Origin of the sequence: Nitrospirillum amazonense, assembly GCF_007828035.1 — a bacterium.
GTDB lineage: Bacteria > Pseudomonadota > Alphaproteobacteria > Azospirillales > Azospirillaceae > Nitrospirillum > Nitrospirillum amazonense.
On the sequence record NZ_VITV01000010.1, the window covers coordinates 129,334 to 145,490 of the forward strand.

General features: G+C 66.3%; 13 protein-coding genes. 4 read left to right on the forward strand and 9 right to left on the reverse strand.

Features of this window, described 5'->3' with window-relative positions; translation table 11 throughout:
- Positions 1-10 precede the first annotated feature (10 nt).
- The 5 genes from FBZ87_RS23460 to FBZ87_RS23480 all read right to left on the reverse strand — a co-directional run bounded on the left by FBZ87_RS23460 (position 11) and on the right by FBZ87_RS23480 (position 4,562).
- Positions 11-1,183: an AGE family epimerase/isomerase gene (locus FBZ87_RS23460; RefSeq protein WP_145613016.1), complete on the reverse strand. Its 1,173-nt coding sequence runs from the start codon at positions 1,181-1,183 to the stop codon at positions 11-13.
- Between the two features lie 27 nt (positions 1,184-1,210).
- Complete coding sequence (locus FBZ87_RS23465; protein ID WP_145613017.1) at positions 1,211-1,969, reverse strand: hypothetical protein; 759 nt, start codon at positions 1,967-1,969, stop codon at positions 1,211-1,213.
- 15 nt (positions 1,970-1,984) lie between these two features.
- A complete protein-coding gene (locus FBZ87_RS23470) occupies positions 1,985-2,842 on the reverse strand; it encodes a hypothetical protein (protein WP_145613018.1) in 858 nt (285 codons plus the stop codon).
- A gap of 103 nt (positions 2,843-2,945) precedes the next feature.
- Complete coding sequence (locus FBZ87_RS23475) at positions 2,946-3,701, reverse strand: ABC transporter ATP-binding protein (protein WP_145613019.1); 756 nt, start codon at positions 3,699-3,701, stop codon at positions 2,946-2,948.
- 3 nt (positions 3,702-3,704) lie between these two features.
- Entirely contained in the window at positions 3,705-4,562 is an 858-nt protein-coding gene (locus FBZ87_RS23480; RefSeq protein ID WP_186454945.1) for an ABC transporter permease, read from the reverse strand.
- A 779-nt stretch (positions 4,563-5,341) separates the two neighbouring features.
- Between FBZ87_RS23480 and FBZ87_RS23485 the strand changes: the two genes are divergently transcribed.
- From FBZ87_RS23485 to FBZ87_RS23495, 3 genes are all read left to right on the forward strand, one after another.
- The gene (locus FBZ87_RS23485) at positions 5,342-7,543 is read left to right on the forward strand and encodes a TonB-dependent receptor (RefSeq protein WP_145613021.1); all 2,202 of its coding nucleotides are present in this window, start codon (positions 5,342-5,344) and stop codon (positions 7,541-7,543) included.
- 154 nt (positions 7,544-7,697) lie between these two features.
- Complete coding sequence (locus FBZ87_RS23490) at positions 7,698-8,696, forward strand: nucleoside hydrolase (RefSeq protein WP_186454946.1); 999 nt, start codon at positions 7,698-7,700, stop codon at positions 8,694-8,696.
- A 12-nt stretch (positions 8,697-8,708) separates the two neighbouring features.
- Positions 8,709-10,889, forward strand: a complete 2,181-nt coding sequence (locus FBZ87_RS23495) for a formylglycine-generating enzyme family protein (RefSeq protein WP_145613022.1) — start codon at positions 8,709-8,711, stop codon at positions 10,887-10,889.
- Between the two features lie 40 nt (positions 10,890-10,929).
- On the opposite strand, the gene FBZ87_RS23500 is transcribed toward FBZ87_RS23495, so the two are convergent.
- From FBZ87_RS23500 to FBZ87_RS23515, 4 genes are all read right to left on the reverse strand, one after another.
- Positions 10,930-11,577 carry a substrate-binding periplasmic protein gene (locus FBZ87_RS23500; protein ID WP_145613023.1) on the reverse strand — a complete coding sequence of 216 codons (648 nt, stop codon included), beginning with the start codon at positions 11,575-11,577 and terminating at the stop codon, positions 10,930-10,932.
- A 257-nt stretch (positions 11,578-11,834) separates the two neighbouring features.
- Complete coding sequence (locus tag FBZ87_RS23505; protein ID WP_145613024.1) at positions 11,835-12,617, reverse strand: substrate-binding periplasmic protein; 783 nt, start codon at positions 12,615-12,617, stop codon at positions 11,835-11,837.
- A gap of 165 nt (positions 12,618-12,782) precedes the next feature.
- Positions 12,783-13,742: a nucleoside hydrolase gene (locus tag FBZ87_RS23510; RefSeq protein WP_145613025.1), complete on the reverse strand. Its 960-nt coding sequence runs from the start codon at positions 13,740-13,742 to the stop codon at positions 12,783-12,785.
- A 22-nt stretch (positions 13,743-13,764) separates the two neighbouring features.
- The gene (locus FBZ87_RS23515) at positions 13,765-15,456 is read right to left on the reverse strand and encodes an amidohydrolase family protein (protein WP_145613026.1); all 1,692 of its coding nucleotides are present in this window, start codon (positions 15,454-15,456) and stop codon (positions 13,765-13,767) included.
- 357 nt (positions 15,457-15,813) lie between these two features.
- On the opposite strand from FBZ87_RS23515, the gene FBZ87_RS23520 reads away from it, so the two are divergent.
- Positions 15,814-16,086 (forward strand): hypothetical protein, encoded by a 273-nt coding sequence (locus FBZ87_RS23520; RefSeq protein ID WP_145613027.1) that lies wholly within the window; start codon positions 15,814-15,816, stop codon positions 16,084-16,086.
- Positions 16,087-16,157 lie beyond the last annotated feature (71 nt).

Here is a 16,157-nt window from a genome sequence, read left to right on the forward strand (position 1 = left end):
CCCAATCGGCTCAATTGGAGCTGATTGGCGCAGCGGCGGCTTCCGTCGCCGCCAAGAAAAGATGGTAGGGCGTGCTGCCCGGCAAATCCCGCATAGTGGGCACGCCCGTTTCATCCTGTGTTTCGATCCAGCGGCCGTCGGCCGGGTCAAGGAAGGCTGCCCGCAGATGGTCCATAAGCCTCTGAGCCAGCGCCCTTGCGGCATCGCCGGCGCTGGTCCCGTGGTGCCGGCGGGCCTGCGACAAGGCTGCCTTGATGGCTTCAGCCACCGGCCAGATGCGGCGGGTACGCAGGATGGGCGCGCCTTGGGGATCCATCTGGTCCATGATGCCCCCGTCGGGCAGGAAGCCATGCGCCACCGCCTTGTCGAACAGGGCGTCGGCCAGGGGAAGTACGGACGTGTCGCCGCCCTGGTTGGCGTAACGGTCCAGCAGCCAGGCCCACTCGAAATGGTGGCCGGGCTCGACGATATGCCCGGTGACGGGATCGGGACGCCAATCCTGGGTGAAGAATTCTCCCAGGGTATTCGTCGCGCCGTCAAAAAAGCGGGCCTGGAACAGGCGGATGACGGCGGTCGCCTCCGATAGCCACGCGCCGTCACCAGTAAACTCATGCAAGGCCAACAGGGCTTCCAGCAGGTGCATGTGCGGGTTCTGGCGGCGCATCGCGCCGTTGGGGACCCAGTCGGCACTTGCCCCTTCCGCCAGGCCGCCCCAGCCGCCGTCCGCCAGCGCCGGCATGGCCAGGCGGTCGCGCATCAGCACCCAGGTTTCCTGCGCCAGCGTCAGGGCGCGGGGGGCGGCGAAAGCGGCATGGGCGTAGGCCAGGCCAAACAAGACGAAGGCGTGACCGTAAAAGTCCTTGGAGCTGTCCAATGGTTGACCGTCGGGCAGCACCTTGAAGAACCAGCCGCCGTTACGGTCATCCCAAAAATTGCGGACCAGGAAGTCGTAGCCCTGTTCCGCGGCGTCTTGGCCGCTGCGATCTCCCGACAACGCGCCATGAGCCAGCACGTACAGCTGCCGGGCCTGCACCATGGACCGCTTGTAGCCCAGGGGCAGGGGCTGTTCCGCCGGATCCAGTCGTTCATGGAAGCCGCCATGGATCGTGTCAGCGAACCGGTCGCGGCACAATGGCAGCAAGTGATCAAAGGCATAGCGGACGAAGGCGGCGGAAGATGACATGAGGCCCTCGGGCTGGAGCGGCCTCCCTTACCGGCGGGGAGGGAGCGCCATGGTGAAGGTAAGGGTCATCTGATCGACCGCGCTGGGCGCCGTCGCTGGGGGCGGATGATGTCCGTGTCCGCCCGCTGGCGCGGATGGCGCCGGTGGCACTTGCGCCACGCCGCGCACCGTCAGCACCGGCCGTCCCGCGCGGCCCAGCAATTCATACAACAGCGGTTGGGTGGAGGTCAGCGCGGCGCTGGTTTCCAGCGCCTGGATGCGGGCGACCGTTTCCGGCGCCGGGGCTCCCGAGACGGTGGCGGCCGACGCAACCTTGGTAATCGCGGCATCCACATGCTCCACCGGGGCGGTGGTGGGGCAGGCACCCGCCGCCATACCCGGCGTATTGCCGTCGCAGGTGAGATAGCGGGCCAGCAAGGTGGCCGCTTCGGCCATTTTTTCACGGCCCTCGGGCTTCAGCGCGGCTGCACCGGGCGCGAAGAACTGCGCGGAAGGCAACGTCAGGATGCCTTTGGCGGCGTCGGCCTCTACCGCGATGTGCCGGGCTTCCAAATCCCGGCGCAGCGCCTCCACCATGCGGGCACGCTCCGCCATGATCTTGGCGATGGTTTCCTGGTAGTCTTGCTCCGACTGCTGATCCTGCTGCTTGGGGGTCTCGTCGATGTTGTACATCGACAGGGCCATAAGCATGATCAGGAAGATGAAGACGATGCCGGCCATCAGGTCCGACATGGAAGCGAAGTAGCTTTCCTGGTCGTCCCCGTGTGCCCTGGTTCCCCGTCGCATGACAGCCTTCCCGTCTTACGGCGCCTGGCCGGCGATATCCGGCTGGGGTGCGGGGGAGAGCGGGGGGCGCGGCGCCGATACCGCGGCGGCCGCCCCGTCCTGTGTCCAGTCACCCATCAGGCGATGGGCAGAGATCAGGGGGAAGCAGAGTTCGATGGCGCGGCACAGGTCATCCAGCGCCGCCTGAACCTTGCGTTGCCAATGGCGGACCACCATCGACGTCACCAGTGACGCGCCGATGCCGACGACGGAACTGACGAACTTCATGGTAGATGCGGCCAGCAACTGGCCCAGCGCCTGCCGGGCCTGCGCCAGATCACCCATCTGCAGACCCTTGCTGGCGAAATACAAGCCGGCCACCAGGCCAAGGAAGGTGAACATCAGGCCCACGCCCACGAAGTAGTTGGGCAAGGCGACGTAAAAGCGGAAATCCAGGCCGCGGCTTTCCATGGCCTCCATGGAAAAATATTCCTGAGGACGAATGGTAGAGTAGGCGCGCCGCTGGGCACCCTGGCCGGCGTCCAACAATGTGGATTCGAACATCCGCCATTCGTCAATCAGCAGCGGACTGGATTCCATCAGGCGCTTCATCGATCCGACCCGGCGGTCGTTCGGTTCCCCCATGATCAGCATGGCGGAGCCCGTGATGGTCTTCAGTGTGTCCAGCGTGCGACGGACCTGGCCCGCCCAGAAGCCGCCCAGCAGGGCGACACAGGCCAGCATCATGCCGGCGGCCAGTACCAGGGCGAATTCCGGCTGACCGAACAAGGCCAGGTAAACCGTGGCCAGTGGCTTGGCCAATTCCCGGATGGTCAGGAAAAAGGACGCGGAATCCCCACCCTGGCTAAGCCTGAACACGAGGACGGCAAGCACGACGGAGATGCCTGCCCAGACGTATTTTCTGACCATGATCGACGGCGGGTTCCGGAGTGTCCCTGGGCATGCCCTGGGGATTGGGATGGGGCAAGCGGCGGGCTCAGGCCTCTGCCAGCGACTGCTGGTAGATGTCCGCCACCTCTTTCAGCGGACCGTAAGCGATCACGTTGCCGTTACGCAAGTACAGCCCCTTGTTGCACCACCTCTCCAGCAGATCCAGAGAATGGGAGGCCAGCACCATCAGGCTGGACCGCTGCACGAAATCTTCCATGCGTTTTTGGGCCTTGGCCAAGAAATGGCTGTCGCCCGCCGCCAGCCATTCATCCATCAGCAGGATCTCGGGCTCGACACAGGTGGACGCGGCGAAGGCCAGGCGCAACATCATGCCGGCGGAATAAGTGCGCACCGGCATGTCGATGTACGGACCCAGTTCGGTGAACTCGACCACCTCCTCGACATGGACCTGCATATCCTTGGGGTGGATGCCCATGTACATGCCGCGCAGCATGATGTTCTCGCGGCCAGTGGCATCCGGGTTCATGCCCATCTGCACATCCAGCAGCGCAGAAACGCGGCCTAGGGTGTGAAGGGTGCCGCTGGTGGGCTCATAAATCCCGGCCAGGGTCTTGAGCAGCGTCGTCTTGCCCGATCCATTGGGGCCGATCAGCCCGACGCGGTCGCCCTTGTCGATCGTCAAGGTCAGATGGTTCAGCGCGCGAACCAGGATGCGATTGGCGGCGTCACGGGCCAGGTTGGTACCCATGGGCGCCGAAAACAGCGCTTTCTTCAGTGAGCGGCCGTTCGCCTGATAGATGGGGAATTCGACCGTCAGGTCATGCAGATGCAGGGAGGCCATAAATCACACCCAGTAAGCGATCCGGGACCGGAAGCGGCTGAAGAAAATGGCGGTCACCAACAGTCCGCCCACGGTCATGATACCCACGATGGACCATGAATAAGGGGCGAACGGCTCGTCCAGCAATGGCGCGCGAACGACGTCGATGGCGGCAAACAGGGGGTTGAAGTCGCCCACATGCCGATACTTGCCCAGCGTTTCCACGGTCCAGAAGACGGGCGTCACGAAAAAGATGACTTGGAGCAGCGCCGCCACGATCGGCGGAACGTCACGGAACCGGGCGCTCAGCATACCCAGCAGGATGCTGATCCAGAAACCGTTGACGCACAGGAGGATAAGACCGGGAATCACCATCAGCGCGCCCCAGCCGATGCCGTGCCCCATCAACAGGAAGACGATGGGGATCAGGACGGCGTTGTGGCCCAGGATCAGCAGGTTGCGGAAGACGCTGCGCAGCACATGCACCGTATAAGGCAGTCGAACCTGTTGGATGGCGTGCTGCACCGACATGAAGGCGGAACAGCCGTCCGTGATCACCGACGAGATGAACTGCCAGACCAGCAGGCCTAGGGTCAGGAAGGGGACATAGCGTACCGGGTCCAGATGGAAGATCTGGGAGTAAACGAAACCCATGGCCGCGATCATGATGGCTGTGCTGAACGTCAGCCACAGCGGGCCCAGCACGGAGCCGCGATAACGTAGCACGATGTCCTGCATGGCCATGGCGCGCCAAAGCCAATGCTGGCCCAGGCCGCTTGCCAGGTCACGCAGGGCCAGACGTGCCCGGTTGGGCGTCGCGGCTGGCTTGGTGGGCGGAATGGGGTCCGCCTGGGCGGAAAGCGGCTTACCGGCGACTATCATGTGAAAGACGGCTCCAAAACTAATCTCACCAGCTCTCGGTCCCAGGACGGTGGCCACTCGACCTCTCTGGAGGCGCGGGCGCGCCGGAAACATCTGACTGTCGGCACCCGGTGGAACAAGGCCATGGCGGTCAGCCTCTTGAGGAAATCCGCCGCCACCTGAAAGGGCTGTGGCCCCAATCAGGGATGGCGCAGGGCATCCTCAACCGCTCAGGGGTTACCATAACCCCATCCCGCTGTTCCATCCTAAAACCTCAAGCCTCCCCGCGGCCAATCGCGGGGGCGAAATATCCGGAGGCTATCGGCCCCAAAGGCCCGGCCGCCCGGGCGGAGACCACACCTTTATACTGTGGCCTTTCCAAGGCGGCGCGGGCGTCATTCGACATCCCAGCGCCCGCGCCTAAGGATCGGGCATGTCCTCATCGGGCAATGCTTAAATATTGGGCAGTTTGCATCGATGCCGCGGCAACCGACCAACGCCGTCCTTACACGCCCAGGGCGGCTGGAATTGGCGCCGTTCTTGCTAGAAGCCGGGATGGGGTGCCGCATTGCGGCAACACTCGCGCGTCAAATATGTGCGTTGCGGCAAAATTTCGGTCGGGTCCTCGCTTTCTTGTTGGATTTGAAAGACCTTCGGTAGTAGTGGGGCTGCCGCAAACGAAATCTGCCGTGTACCCTCCCCCGGCTGTTCCCAGCCTAGCCTTTTGGCGCGGGGACCGGTGCGACGGGCAACGCAAAAGCAGGTCTGGCAAGGGCCTGGAAAAAGTGAAGGGATCGAGCATGATGAGGGTTGAGAAGAGCCGCGGGCTGAAGTCCGCGCTGCTGGGTATGTCGGCGTTGAGCCTGCTGGGTCTGGCCAGCGTGGCGCGGGCCGCCGATGACAGTTCCGACAAGCTGGACGAGATCATCGTGTCGGCCGAACGCCGGCCAGCGCTGGAGCGTGAGGTGCCGATCGCTGTCACCTCCATCAGCGGTGAAAAGCTGGACGTGCTGAACTCCGGCGGCCAGGACATCCGCTTCCTGGCGGGCCGCGCCCCCAGCCTGCAGGCTGAGTCGTCCTTTGGTCGCACTTATCCCCGTTTCTATATCCGCGGCCTGGGCAACGCCGACTTCGACCCCAACGCCTCCCAGCCGGTGTCGGTGGTGTTCGACGACGTCGCCATGGAAAACCCCATGCTGAAGGCCTTCCCGGTCTTCGACGTCGGCGCGGTGGAAGTGCTGCGCGGCCCGCAGGGCACGCTGTTCGGCAAGAACACGCCGGCCGGCGTGGTCAAGATCGACAGCGCCAAGCCCAGCGACACCTTCGGCGGCTTCGCCGACCTGACCTATGGTACCTATGACACGGTGAACTTCACCGGCGCCGTGGGCGGCCCCATCGTCAAGAATGTGCTGAAGTATCGTGCCTCGGTCAATCTGCAGCGCCGTAACGACTGGGTGCAGAACGAAGACATCTCCACGAAGAACGATACCGACTTCGAGGGCTATCGCGACCTGGCCGGCCGGTTCCAGCTGGAATACACGCCCAATGAGAACCTGGATGTCCTGCTGAACGTCCATGGCCGCCAGCTGGACGGGTCCGCCCGCCTGTTCCGCGCCAACATTATCCAGAAGGGCACCAACGACCTGGTCCCCGGCTTCGACATTGAGAAGGCCAACCAGGATGGCGCCAACCCGCAGAAGCTGAACTCCTTCGGCTCCAACCTGCACATCGTTTACGATGCCGGCCCCGTCACCGTCACTTCGGTCAGCGGTTATGAGCGCGCCAACGTGTTCAGCCGGGGCGACATCGACGGCGGCGTGCCCTCCGACGTGCCGTTCTCGGTGGAGACTGGTGGCTACAACTCCCCGCGCGAGCTGAGCCAGGAAGTGCGCTTCGCCTCCAACGACCTGGGGCCGTGGCTGCTGCAGGGCGGCCTGTACTACTTCAACTCTTACCTGGCCGGTAAGGATTACGACTACATCACCGCCACCGGCGCCATCGACGATCAGGTCCGCCACAAGGACCGCAGCGAGACCGACGGCGTCTTCGGTTCGGTGAAGTACAAGGTCACCGATGCCCTGACTCTGGGCGGCGGCGTGCGCTATTCGCACGACAACAAGTCGGTCGAGTCCATCCGTGACTTCGGCTACACCGGCCCGATCTACCTGCGCACCAGCGTCAACGGCGGCAACGCCTCCTGGGACGTGTCGGCCGACTATGCCATCAACAGCGACGTGAACGCCTTCGTCCGCGTGGCGACCGGCTATCTGGCCCCGTCCATCCAGGATCGTATCACTTTCGCCAACTCCACCTCGACCGCGAAGGCCGAGACCACCATCTCGTATGAGGCGGGCGTCAAGTCGTCGCTGTTCGACAAGCGCGCCAGCTTCAACCTGACCGGCTACTACTACGACACCAGCGACATGCAGCTGACCGCCGTGGGCGGCGCCAGCAATACCGCCCGCCTGCTGAACGCCGACCATGCCGTCGGTTACGGCGTGGAAGCGGAGCTGGAGGCCAAGCCGGTGGAGCACATGCTGGTCACCTTCGGTGGCAGCTACAACCACACCGAAATCCAGGACCCGAACGTGTCGGTCGCCACCTGCGGCGGCGGCTGCACCGTGACCAACGCGCTGAACGCCCAGGGCAACGCCCTGCTGGACGGCAACCCGCTGCCCGAGGCGCCGGAATGGGTGCTGAACGCCACGTTCCGCTATGGCGTGCCGGTGGGCGATAAGGGTGAGGTGTTCTTCTACACCGATTGGGCCTACCGCAGCGAGGTCAACTTCTTCCTGTACAAGTCGACGGAGTTCACCGGCAAGTGGCTGCTGGATGGCGGCCTGCGCCTGGGCTACAAGAACGACGACGGCTATGAGGTCGCGGCCTTCGTCCGTAACGTGTTGGACCAGGTGCGCGTCATCGGCGCCATCGACTTCAACAACCTGACGGGCATGGTCAACGAGCCCCGCATCATCGGTGTGCAGGCCAAGTACTCGTTCTGATGGTGTAGGCGCCTCTCCGGAAGCTTGGTGGCTGGTTGCCGCCAGGCTTCCGTGATACCGCTAGTGGAAGGGGCCGGCCGTGGCAGCGGCGGGCCCCTGTCCGTATCCGGCCCCCAACGGGGCGCGGCCCTTGGCCCTGACGGGGACCTTTTCCATGAACCGGCTGTCCCGGATCGCCTTCCTGTTCCTGCGGCTGTGCGCGGGCGTGTTCTGTTTCGTGCCGCTGGCCGGATCCGGCTTGGCGGCCTCCACAGCGGCGACGCCGGCCCGGGAAAAGGTCATCATCGACACCGACATCGGCGACGACATCGATGACGCCTTCGCCCTGGCGGCGGCTTTGAACGACCCGCGCCTTGACATTCTGGGCGTCACGGCCGCGTGGGGCGACACGGGCCTGCGCGTGCGCCAGCTTCAGCGCCTGCTGGCCATCGCCGGGCGCGGGGACATTCCCGTGGCGCAAGGACCCGCTACCCCCAACACCACCCCCTATACGCAAAAGCGTTGGGCGGAGGGGCAGCCGGCCCCGGCTTCGCCCGTGCCGTCCTCCGTGGACTTTATCCTGGAACAGGCGCGGCGCTACCCCGGGCAGGTCACGCTCATTTCCCTGGCTCCGCCCAGCACTCTGGGCGCCCTGATCGACCGCGACCCGGCCGGCTTCGCCAAGCTGAAGCGCGTGGTGATGATGGGCGGCTCCGTCTACGCCGGCTATGACGACACGGGCTACGGCCCGCTGAAGGGACCGACGCCGGAATACAACATCTATTCAGACATCGGCTCGGCCAAAAAGCTGTTCACCAGCGGCGTGCCCCTGGTGGTGATGCCCCTCGACAGCACTCGGCTGAAGCTGGATGAGGTGAAGCGCGACCTGCTGTTCGCCGCCGGCACGCCCATGACCGACGCCCTGGCCCTGATGTATCACCAGTGGCGCCACCTCAACGGCTGGGGCCAGATCACGCCCACGCTGTTTGACCTGGTGCCCGTGGCCTATGTCCTGGACCCCAGACTGTGCCCCACGACGCCCCTGCGCCTGGTCGTGGGCGACAAGGGGGAGACGACGCCGGCGCCAGGCCCGGCCAACGCCCAGGTCTGCCTGAAGGAGGACAAGGAAGGCATCCTGGACCTACTGATGACCGGCCTGCTGGCCCGGCAGTAGGGGAGACATTCCATGCGCCGCCTGCTGGCCGCCGCTTTTCTAGGTATGCTTGTGACCGGTGCCGCCGGGGCGCAGGACACCCAGGCGGTGCCCTACGGCAGCTGGAAACAGCTGATGATCAACGGCCCCGCCTGCCTCACTTGGCGGGAGGCTTGGGAGGGCGGAACGCGGGAGTGCGCGAACGCCGATTACGAGGCCTGGTTGGCGGATGTACGTCATTGGCGCCAGGAACGGCGCATCCGCATCGGCTACGACCCCGCCCGCTATGACGATCCCCGCCTGGCCTGGACGCGCACCAGTTTCGTTCAGACCCAGATGATGGTGGAGGATCGCTATTTCTATGACCCGGTGGCCGGCCGCTACACCGTCGACCGCTACTTGGATGACCTGACGGCCCGTTTCGGTGGTATCGACGCCGTGCTGCTGTGGCCCGATTACCCCAACATGGGCATCGATGACCGCAACCAACTGGACCAGGTGGCCAACCTGCCGGGCGGGTTGCCGGCGGTGAAAGCCATGGTGGCGGACTTCCATCGCCGGGGCGTGCGCGTGCTGCTGCCCATGATGATGTGGGACCAGGGAACGCGGGCGCCGGACCGTCCCTGGCCGCAGGCCATCGCCGAGCTGGCCAGGGAGGTCGGCATCGACGGCATCAACGGCGACACCCAGGACGGCGTGCCCCTGGCGTTTTCCCTGGCGGCCGACAAGGCCGGCCTCCCCCTGGCCTTCCAGCCGGAGGGGGTGCTGGCGGATGAGGCCGTGGCCTGGGACCTGATGTCCTGGGGCCAATACACCTTCGCGCCGGTGCCCAAGGTCGACCGCTACAAGTGGCTGGAGCCCCGGCACATGGTCAACATCTCGGACCGCTGGGCCCGGGACAAGACCGACGACCTGCACTACGCCTTTTTCAACGGCATCGGCTGGGAGGCGTGGGAGAACGTCTGGGGCATCTGGAACGGCATCAGCGCCCGCGATGGCGAGGCGATGCGCCGCGTGGCGACCCTGGAGCGGGGCCTGGGGCCGCTGCTGTCCAGCCCCGATTGGCAGCCTTTTTACCCCACCCGCGCCGCGGGGGTGTACGCCAGCCGCTGGCCAGGTGCCGACGGGCGTGCAGCCTGGACCATCGTGAACCGCAACGACCACCCGCTGGACCAGACGGTGTTGGCCGTACCGGCGGACGGAACGGCCCTGCGCTATTTCGACCTTTACCATGGCGTGGAGCTGACACCGCGGCGGGAGGGTGATCAGCTTCTCCTGTCCTTCCCGCTGGAGGCTCAGGGCTTCGGCGCCGTCCTGGCGCTACCCGGCGCGCCGGACCCCGCCATACGCGGACTGATGGAGCGCATGAAGGCGCTGACGGTCACGGATCTGGCCAGCCTACCGCGCGTGTGGGCTCCGCTGCCGCAGCGCCTGGTCGATATCCCAGCCACGGCGCCCGCCGCTACAGCGCCTGACGGCATGGTGGAAATCCCGGCCGGCGACTTCACCTTCCGCGTCCAGGGGCTGGAGATCGAGGGCGGCACCAGCGCCGGTGTCGATGTGGCCTACCCCTGGGAGGGGGAGGCGCGGCGCTATCATGAACATCGCCTGTCGTTGCCGCGCTTCTTCATGGACCGCTTCCCCGTGACCAACGCGCAGTTCAAGCGTTTCCTGAACGCCAGCGGCTACCGTCCCAAAGACGACCGCAACTTCCTGAAGGATTGGAAAGGCGGCACCTATCCCGCCGGCTGGGACGACCGGCCCGTCACCTGGGTGTCGCAGGAGGATGCGCGCGCCTATGCCGCCTGGGCCGGCAAGCGACTGCCGCACGAATGGGAATGGCAGTACGCGGCGCAAGGGCGGGATGGCCGCCGTTATCCCTGGGGCGACACCTGGCGGGATGACGCCGCGCCCGTGCCGGAACGGGGCCGCGCCGTGCGGCCGCCCGATGCCGTGGGCGCCCATCCGGCGGGGGCCAGCCCCTTCGGTGTCCAGGATCTGGTGGGTAATGTCTGGCAGTGGACGGATGAGTACCAGGACGAGCACACCCGTGCCGCCATCCTGCGCGGCGGCAGCCTGTACCAGCCCCAGGGCTCCATCTGGTATTTCCCGCAGGCCTACCGCAACGACCAGCACGGCAAGCTGTTGCTGATGGCCCCCTCCCGCGATCGCTCCGCCTTGGTGGGCTTTCGCTGCGTGAAGGACGCGGACTAGAGCAAGATGCGATCAGCCATGATCGCGTTCCGCTAAGGGATCAAAGCCCAGGGGCGCGGCCCGCGTGGCGCCGGGCGATGCGTTCCAGCGTGCCGTCCGCGGCCAGGCGGTCCAGCCCCGCTTCCAGCCGTTCCCGCACCTCAGGATCCAGGTGGCGGGAGAAGACCATATATTGATCCTCCACCGCCAGCGGCTGGGGCAGTATGCGAATCCGCCCGTCCCAGCCGTTGCTCTGGATGACCTCGGTTAGGCCAGGGTTGCGAAAGATGAAGAATCGGCCCCTGCCGCTCATCAATTTGCGCAGGTTGGTGTCGCTGTGCGCGGCCCAGGCGTCGATGTTGCGGTCCTCGATGCCGGCGCGGTGCAGCCGATCCAGAAAGGCGGAGCCGGCGTTGACCAGGATGGTGTCGTGTCCATCCGCCAGCGCCGCGCGCAGCTCATCGAAGGTGGCGATGGCGGCCGGGTCGTTGGTGCGCACGGCCAGCACCGTTTCCATGCGGATGACGGCGCGGCGGGAATAGAGTATCCGGGCTTCCCGCTTCGCCGTGCGGTAGTAGCCGCAATCCGTGTCCAGCCGGCCCGCCGCCAGTTCCTGTACCGCCCGGTCATGGGTCAGCCAGTCAGTGGACCATACCAACCGCACGCCGGCCACCTGGCGCGTCAAGGCCAGCAGGATTTCCTCGCACATGCTGGGCGCTTTGGCATCCAACGGCCCGTGGCGTGGGATGCGCAGTTCCAGGACCGGTGTCGGCGCGCCGCTGGGTGCAGGGGACGCGTCCGCTCCCCCCCATACACCGAGAAGGGCGATTGTCAGCAGTGCCACGCGCCATGCCCATGGTCCCAGGCCTTTTTCTTGATGTCGGCTTTTCCTGTCCACGCGGGCCCCCGTTTCCCACGGACGCCAGTCTACACCCTGGCGCGGCGTTCTTCTAAGCGCGCCTTCGGTCAGGCCATGCCCAGACGCACGCGGCGGGCCAGGGCGTCCAGGTCCGCGCGCCGGGCCAGAATGGCGGCGTCCAGGGCCGCCACCACGGCGGCGCAGTCGGGCAGGCTGCGCCGGATGGCGAGGGTCCGCACCACCTGGCCCAGGAAGGGGCGCGGGGTATAGGCCAAGGTGCCGGTCAGGCCGGCGGCGCGGGCCAGATAGCCCATCTGCAGCTCATCATGGACAAAGGCGTCGATACGGCCAGCGGCCAGCATCTTCAGCACGCTGACGGGCTCCGGTACCACCGCCAGCGTGGGGATGGCGTCCATGTGCTCCGTCGCCCAGCCGTTGCCGACGTAGCTGCCCAGACGGAAAGCCGCCAGTTCCTCCAGGCTGCCAACCGACTTGAAACGATCGTCGTCGCGGCGGTGCCAGATGCCGATGTCGCTGGTCATCACCGGCTGCAGGCAGAACTGGACATAAGCGGCCCGATCGGCTGAGGGCACGGTGCAGAAGCCGTCGGCCTGGCCGGCCCGCACCATGGCCTGGGCACGGCCCCAGGGCATGAGGCTGGTGGTCTGGCTATAGCCGGCGGCCGAGGTCACGATGTCCACATCGTCTTTCAGCAGGCCGGTGGCGTTGCCGTCCGCATCAGCATAGCTGAAGGGCACCACATTATCGGCGTAGACGAAACGCAAGGGCGCCGCCACCGCGCGGGCGGCATACGGCCCTAGGGCCACACCCAAGCCAGCGGAACCAGCCCCCAGCAACAGGGCGCGGCGGTCCATGATGGTGCCACTCATCTAGCCCCCGCCTGTCCGGTCCTGGACGATCGAAGGTGTCGGGACGTGCGTTAACTAAGGTAGTCTGGAAACGGGTCGGTTCGTATTTCTAATCCAGACAGGCTACACCAGAGGGGCTGCGGGAGAAAGCGCCACCATCGGTAGTGGTGGTGGCGCCACCCCGGATCAGCGGACGGCGTCCGTCATCATGCGGACGAAACCTTCGCGGTCAGCGCGCTTGATGACGCGCATGTTGGGCACCTGGGGCACCAGGTCCGGATCGGCATCGGCCGCGTCCGGCAGGATGGCGGACGAGACGCTGGAATAGCCGCGCGTGAGCGTGCCGGCCGTCTCAACGTCCACCACGCACTCCTCCGCCTCCAGCACCAGGGCCTCATTCAGGGCGCAGGCGCAGGTCAGGGCGTCGGGATGGATGCTGCCGTCGATGCGCTGGCGTTCACGCGAGAAGGCCAGGCTGTCGCGGTTCACGCGGGTGAAGAACCGGGAAACAGGCGTGCCCAGGGCCGCGATGGCGTCCAACTCGGCGCTGGTGATGACACCCTCGACCATCGAGCGGGTCCAGGTCAGCAGGCTGGCCTTGAAGCCGGCGTTGACCACGATCTTGGCGGCTTCGGGATCGACGTAGAAGTTGAACTCGGCCGCGCTGGTGACGTTGCCCACGGCATTGTCGGTGCCGCCCATGATCCATAAATGCTTGGTGGCCTGGACGATGGCCGGTTCCTTCATCACCGCCAGCGCCAGGTTGGTCAGGGGCGCCTGGGCGATGATGGTGACCTCGCCGGGGTGGGCGAGGACGGTGTCGATGATGGCATCGACGGCGTGCTTGGCCTCCGGCCGCTGCTTGGCCGGCGGATAATTGGCGTCGCTCATGCCGTCCTTGCCGAAGACGTAGGCCGCGTCCAGCGGCTTGCGCATCATGGGCAGGCGGGCGCCTCGGTAGACAGGCACCTCGCCGCCGCGGCCAGCGGCCTCCACCGTGTACAGCGCATTCTCCACGCATTGGTCGAAGGTCACGTTGCCATGGCAGATGGTGATGGCGTCCAGCGTCACCTTGGGATTGCGCAGGGCCAGCAGCAGGGAAAAGGCGTCATCGCCGGCGGTATCGGTGTCGATCAGAAGGCGCATGGGCGCGGTCTCGCTTCGCTGCTCAGGTGGGGGATGGGCCAGGGGATGCGGCGGTGGTTTTAGGGCCCTGGCCCTGGCCCCACAAGCCGCTTTCGGCCTCGGCGGCCACGGCCGCCTCGAAATCGTGGAAGTCCGCCTCCAGCCGCCATTGCAGGGCGGCCTTCTGGCTCTGGTCCAGGAAGGCCTGACAGGCGGCGGACGGGCTCGTGCCGGGATGATCGGCGGCGCAGGATGCCACGGGCTGCCCCGGCCCCGCCCACAGGCTGGCACCCGGCAGGAAGGCATGCTCCAGCCCATTGCGGGAGAAGGCCTTCAGCGTGGCGTAATCCAGGCCATAGGTTCCCGCTGCCCGCACATATTCGTGCGTCAGGTCGATGCGCGACACGCCCTCGTCATCGGTGGACAGGGCCAGCGGCACGCCGAAGGCGCGGTAGGCGGTGATGGGATGGTTGCGGCCCTTCACGCCCAGGATGACGTCGTTGCTGGTCAGGTTGATCTCCACCAGCACGCCCCGGTCGGCCATGGTCTTCAGCACGTGCTGGGCGTCCGTCTCCTGCCCGATGTCAACGCCGTGGCCGATGCGCTTGGCGCCCGCCACCTCCACCGCCAGGCGGATGTGGTCGCGCAGATCTTCCGGCGGCACCAGGCCCAGTGCTAATTCGCCGGCGTGCAGCGACAGGTTGGCCGCCGGCATGCGCCGGCCCAGATAACCCAGCAGGCGCATCTGCAGGCCATAGTCCTTCAGCGTCACCGGGTTGTCCTCCGGCGCCACCAGGTTGACGCCGACGAAGCGCGGGTCGGCGGCTGTCAGGGCATAGCCGTACAGGCTTTGCGCGAACACCTGTGGGGCGGGCAGCACGCGGATGACCTGGGCCAGATAGCGGATGCTGACGGCGCAGCCCGGCTGGGCGTCCGCCGTGCCACAGCGCAGAATGTGGCGCATCTGGGCTTCCGCCGCGTCGGTATCGGCCTTCGCGGCGGCGATGATGGCCGGCAGGCCGGGTTCCACCCTGGCGCGCCAGGCGTCGAATGTGGCGGTGTCGCCGGGGATGGTGCCAGGGGCCGGCGTGCCCAGCGGGACCGCCAAGGCCGCCGCCTTGGACATCCCGTTGGACCACATCAGTTCCAGGTACAGCACGTGGCTGGCGGCGGCGCGGTTCGCCGCCTCCGCCAGCATCTCGGGCACCCGGGTCTTCAGCGCCGGCTCGAACTTGGCGAAGCTGTCGAAGAAATGGTCGTGCCCGGATTCCGCACCCGCCACGAAGTTGCGCATCGACAGGGCGTTGATCAGCCGGTTGTACAGGCCGACGTCGCGCCGCGCGTCGGCCGCCGGCACCAGGCCGCCGGTGCAGGGGGCTGGCTTCAGCACCAGTGCCTTGGGGTCGATGCACGCCGAGTCCGCCGCCGCCCAGTCCACCATGTTCTCGGCATAGATGCCGCCGCTCATGTGGTTGTGCAGATCGGCGCCCTTGGGCATGCGGCGCAGGAACATGGCCAGGCGCACCGGGTCGGCGCGCAAGTGGCGGAACAGCGCGGCCGTTCGGGCCTCAGGCGTCTGGGGGGCTTCGGCCGGGGTGGGGGCAGGGCGACCGGACGCCGGTACGTCGCCATGGTCACCATCGGCGGCGCAGGCAGCCAGAAGCACCAGGCCACCGGCCGCCAGAATGGTGCGGATACGCGTCGCCCAGATACGCCCCGTCTGGGTGCGCCCCATCCGGGTGCACCCCGGCCGGGTACGCAATGCCCCCATACTCATGCCCCTCGCCCCTTGTCATTTCACCCGCCCACGGATGGCGCGCCGCCGGGATGGGTCAGGGTCGGGCCGTCGACACGTCCAGGGGCAGGGGCCACGGGGCGGATACGCCGTCGCCAGTCCAGGGCATTATGGGCATTGGCGGCCAGTGGTGCCACAGCCCAGATCCGGGAAGACTTTCAAGCCGGGTATGGGTGTCCGCCATAGCCGCCGGCTATCAAAACGGGATGTTGAACCTTAACCATTGGCCGCTAAACTTCCGGCTGATCAGGGCGCTCCCGTCCCGGGGCGTCTTTCCAGCCGTCAGGAGATCCCAAGGTGCGCGCCCTTTCCGCCCTCACCCTTTGCACCCCGCTTGCCGTTTCGCTGCTGCTGTCCCTGCCTGCGGTTGCCCAGAGCGCCCCGCCGGCCGATGCCGACAAGAAGGCGGTGATTCAGCAGCAGAAGGAGAATGAGGACGCGGAAACCCTCTGCCGCGTCATCAAGGACAAGGCCGATTACGACAAGTGCCTGGAACTGTATTTCTTGGACCAGGACCAGTTTCGCGCCTTCCTCGATGCGCACAAGCCCAAGCCCGCACCCAAGGCCTGAGGAGCCCAAAGCCTGAGGAAAAGGAGACGACCGCCCCGGTGAACTCGCGGGGGCGGCCGTCGTCTCATTGA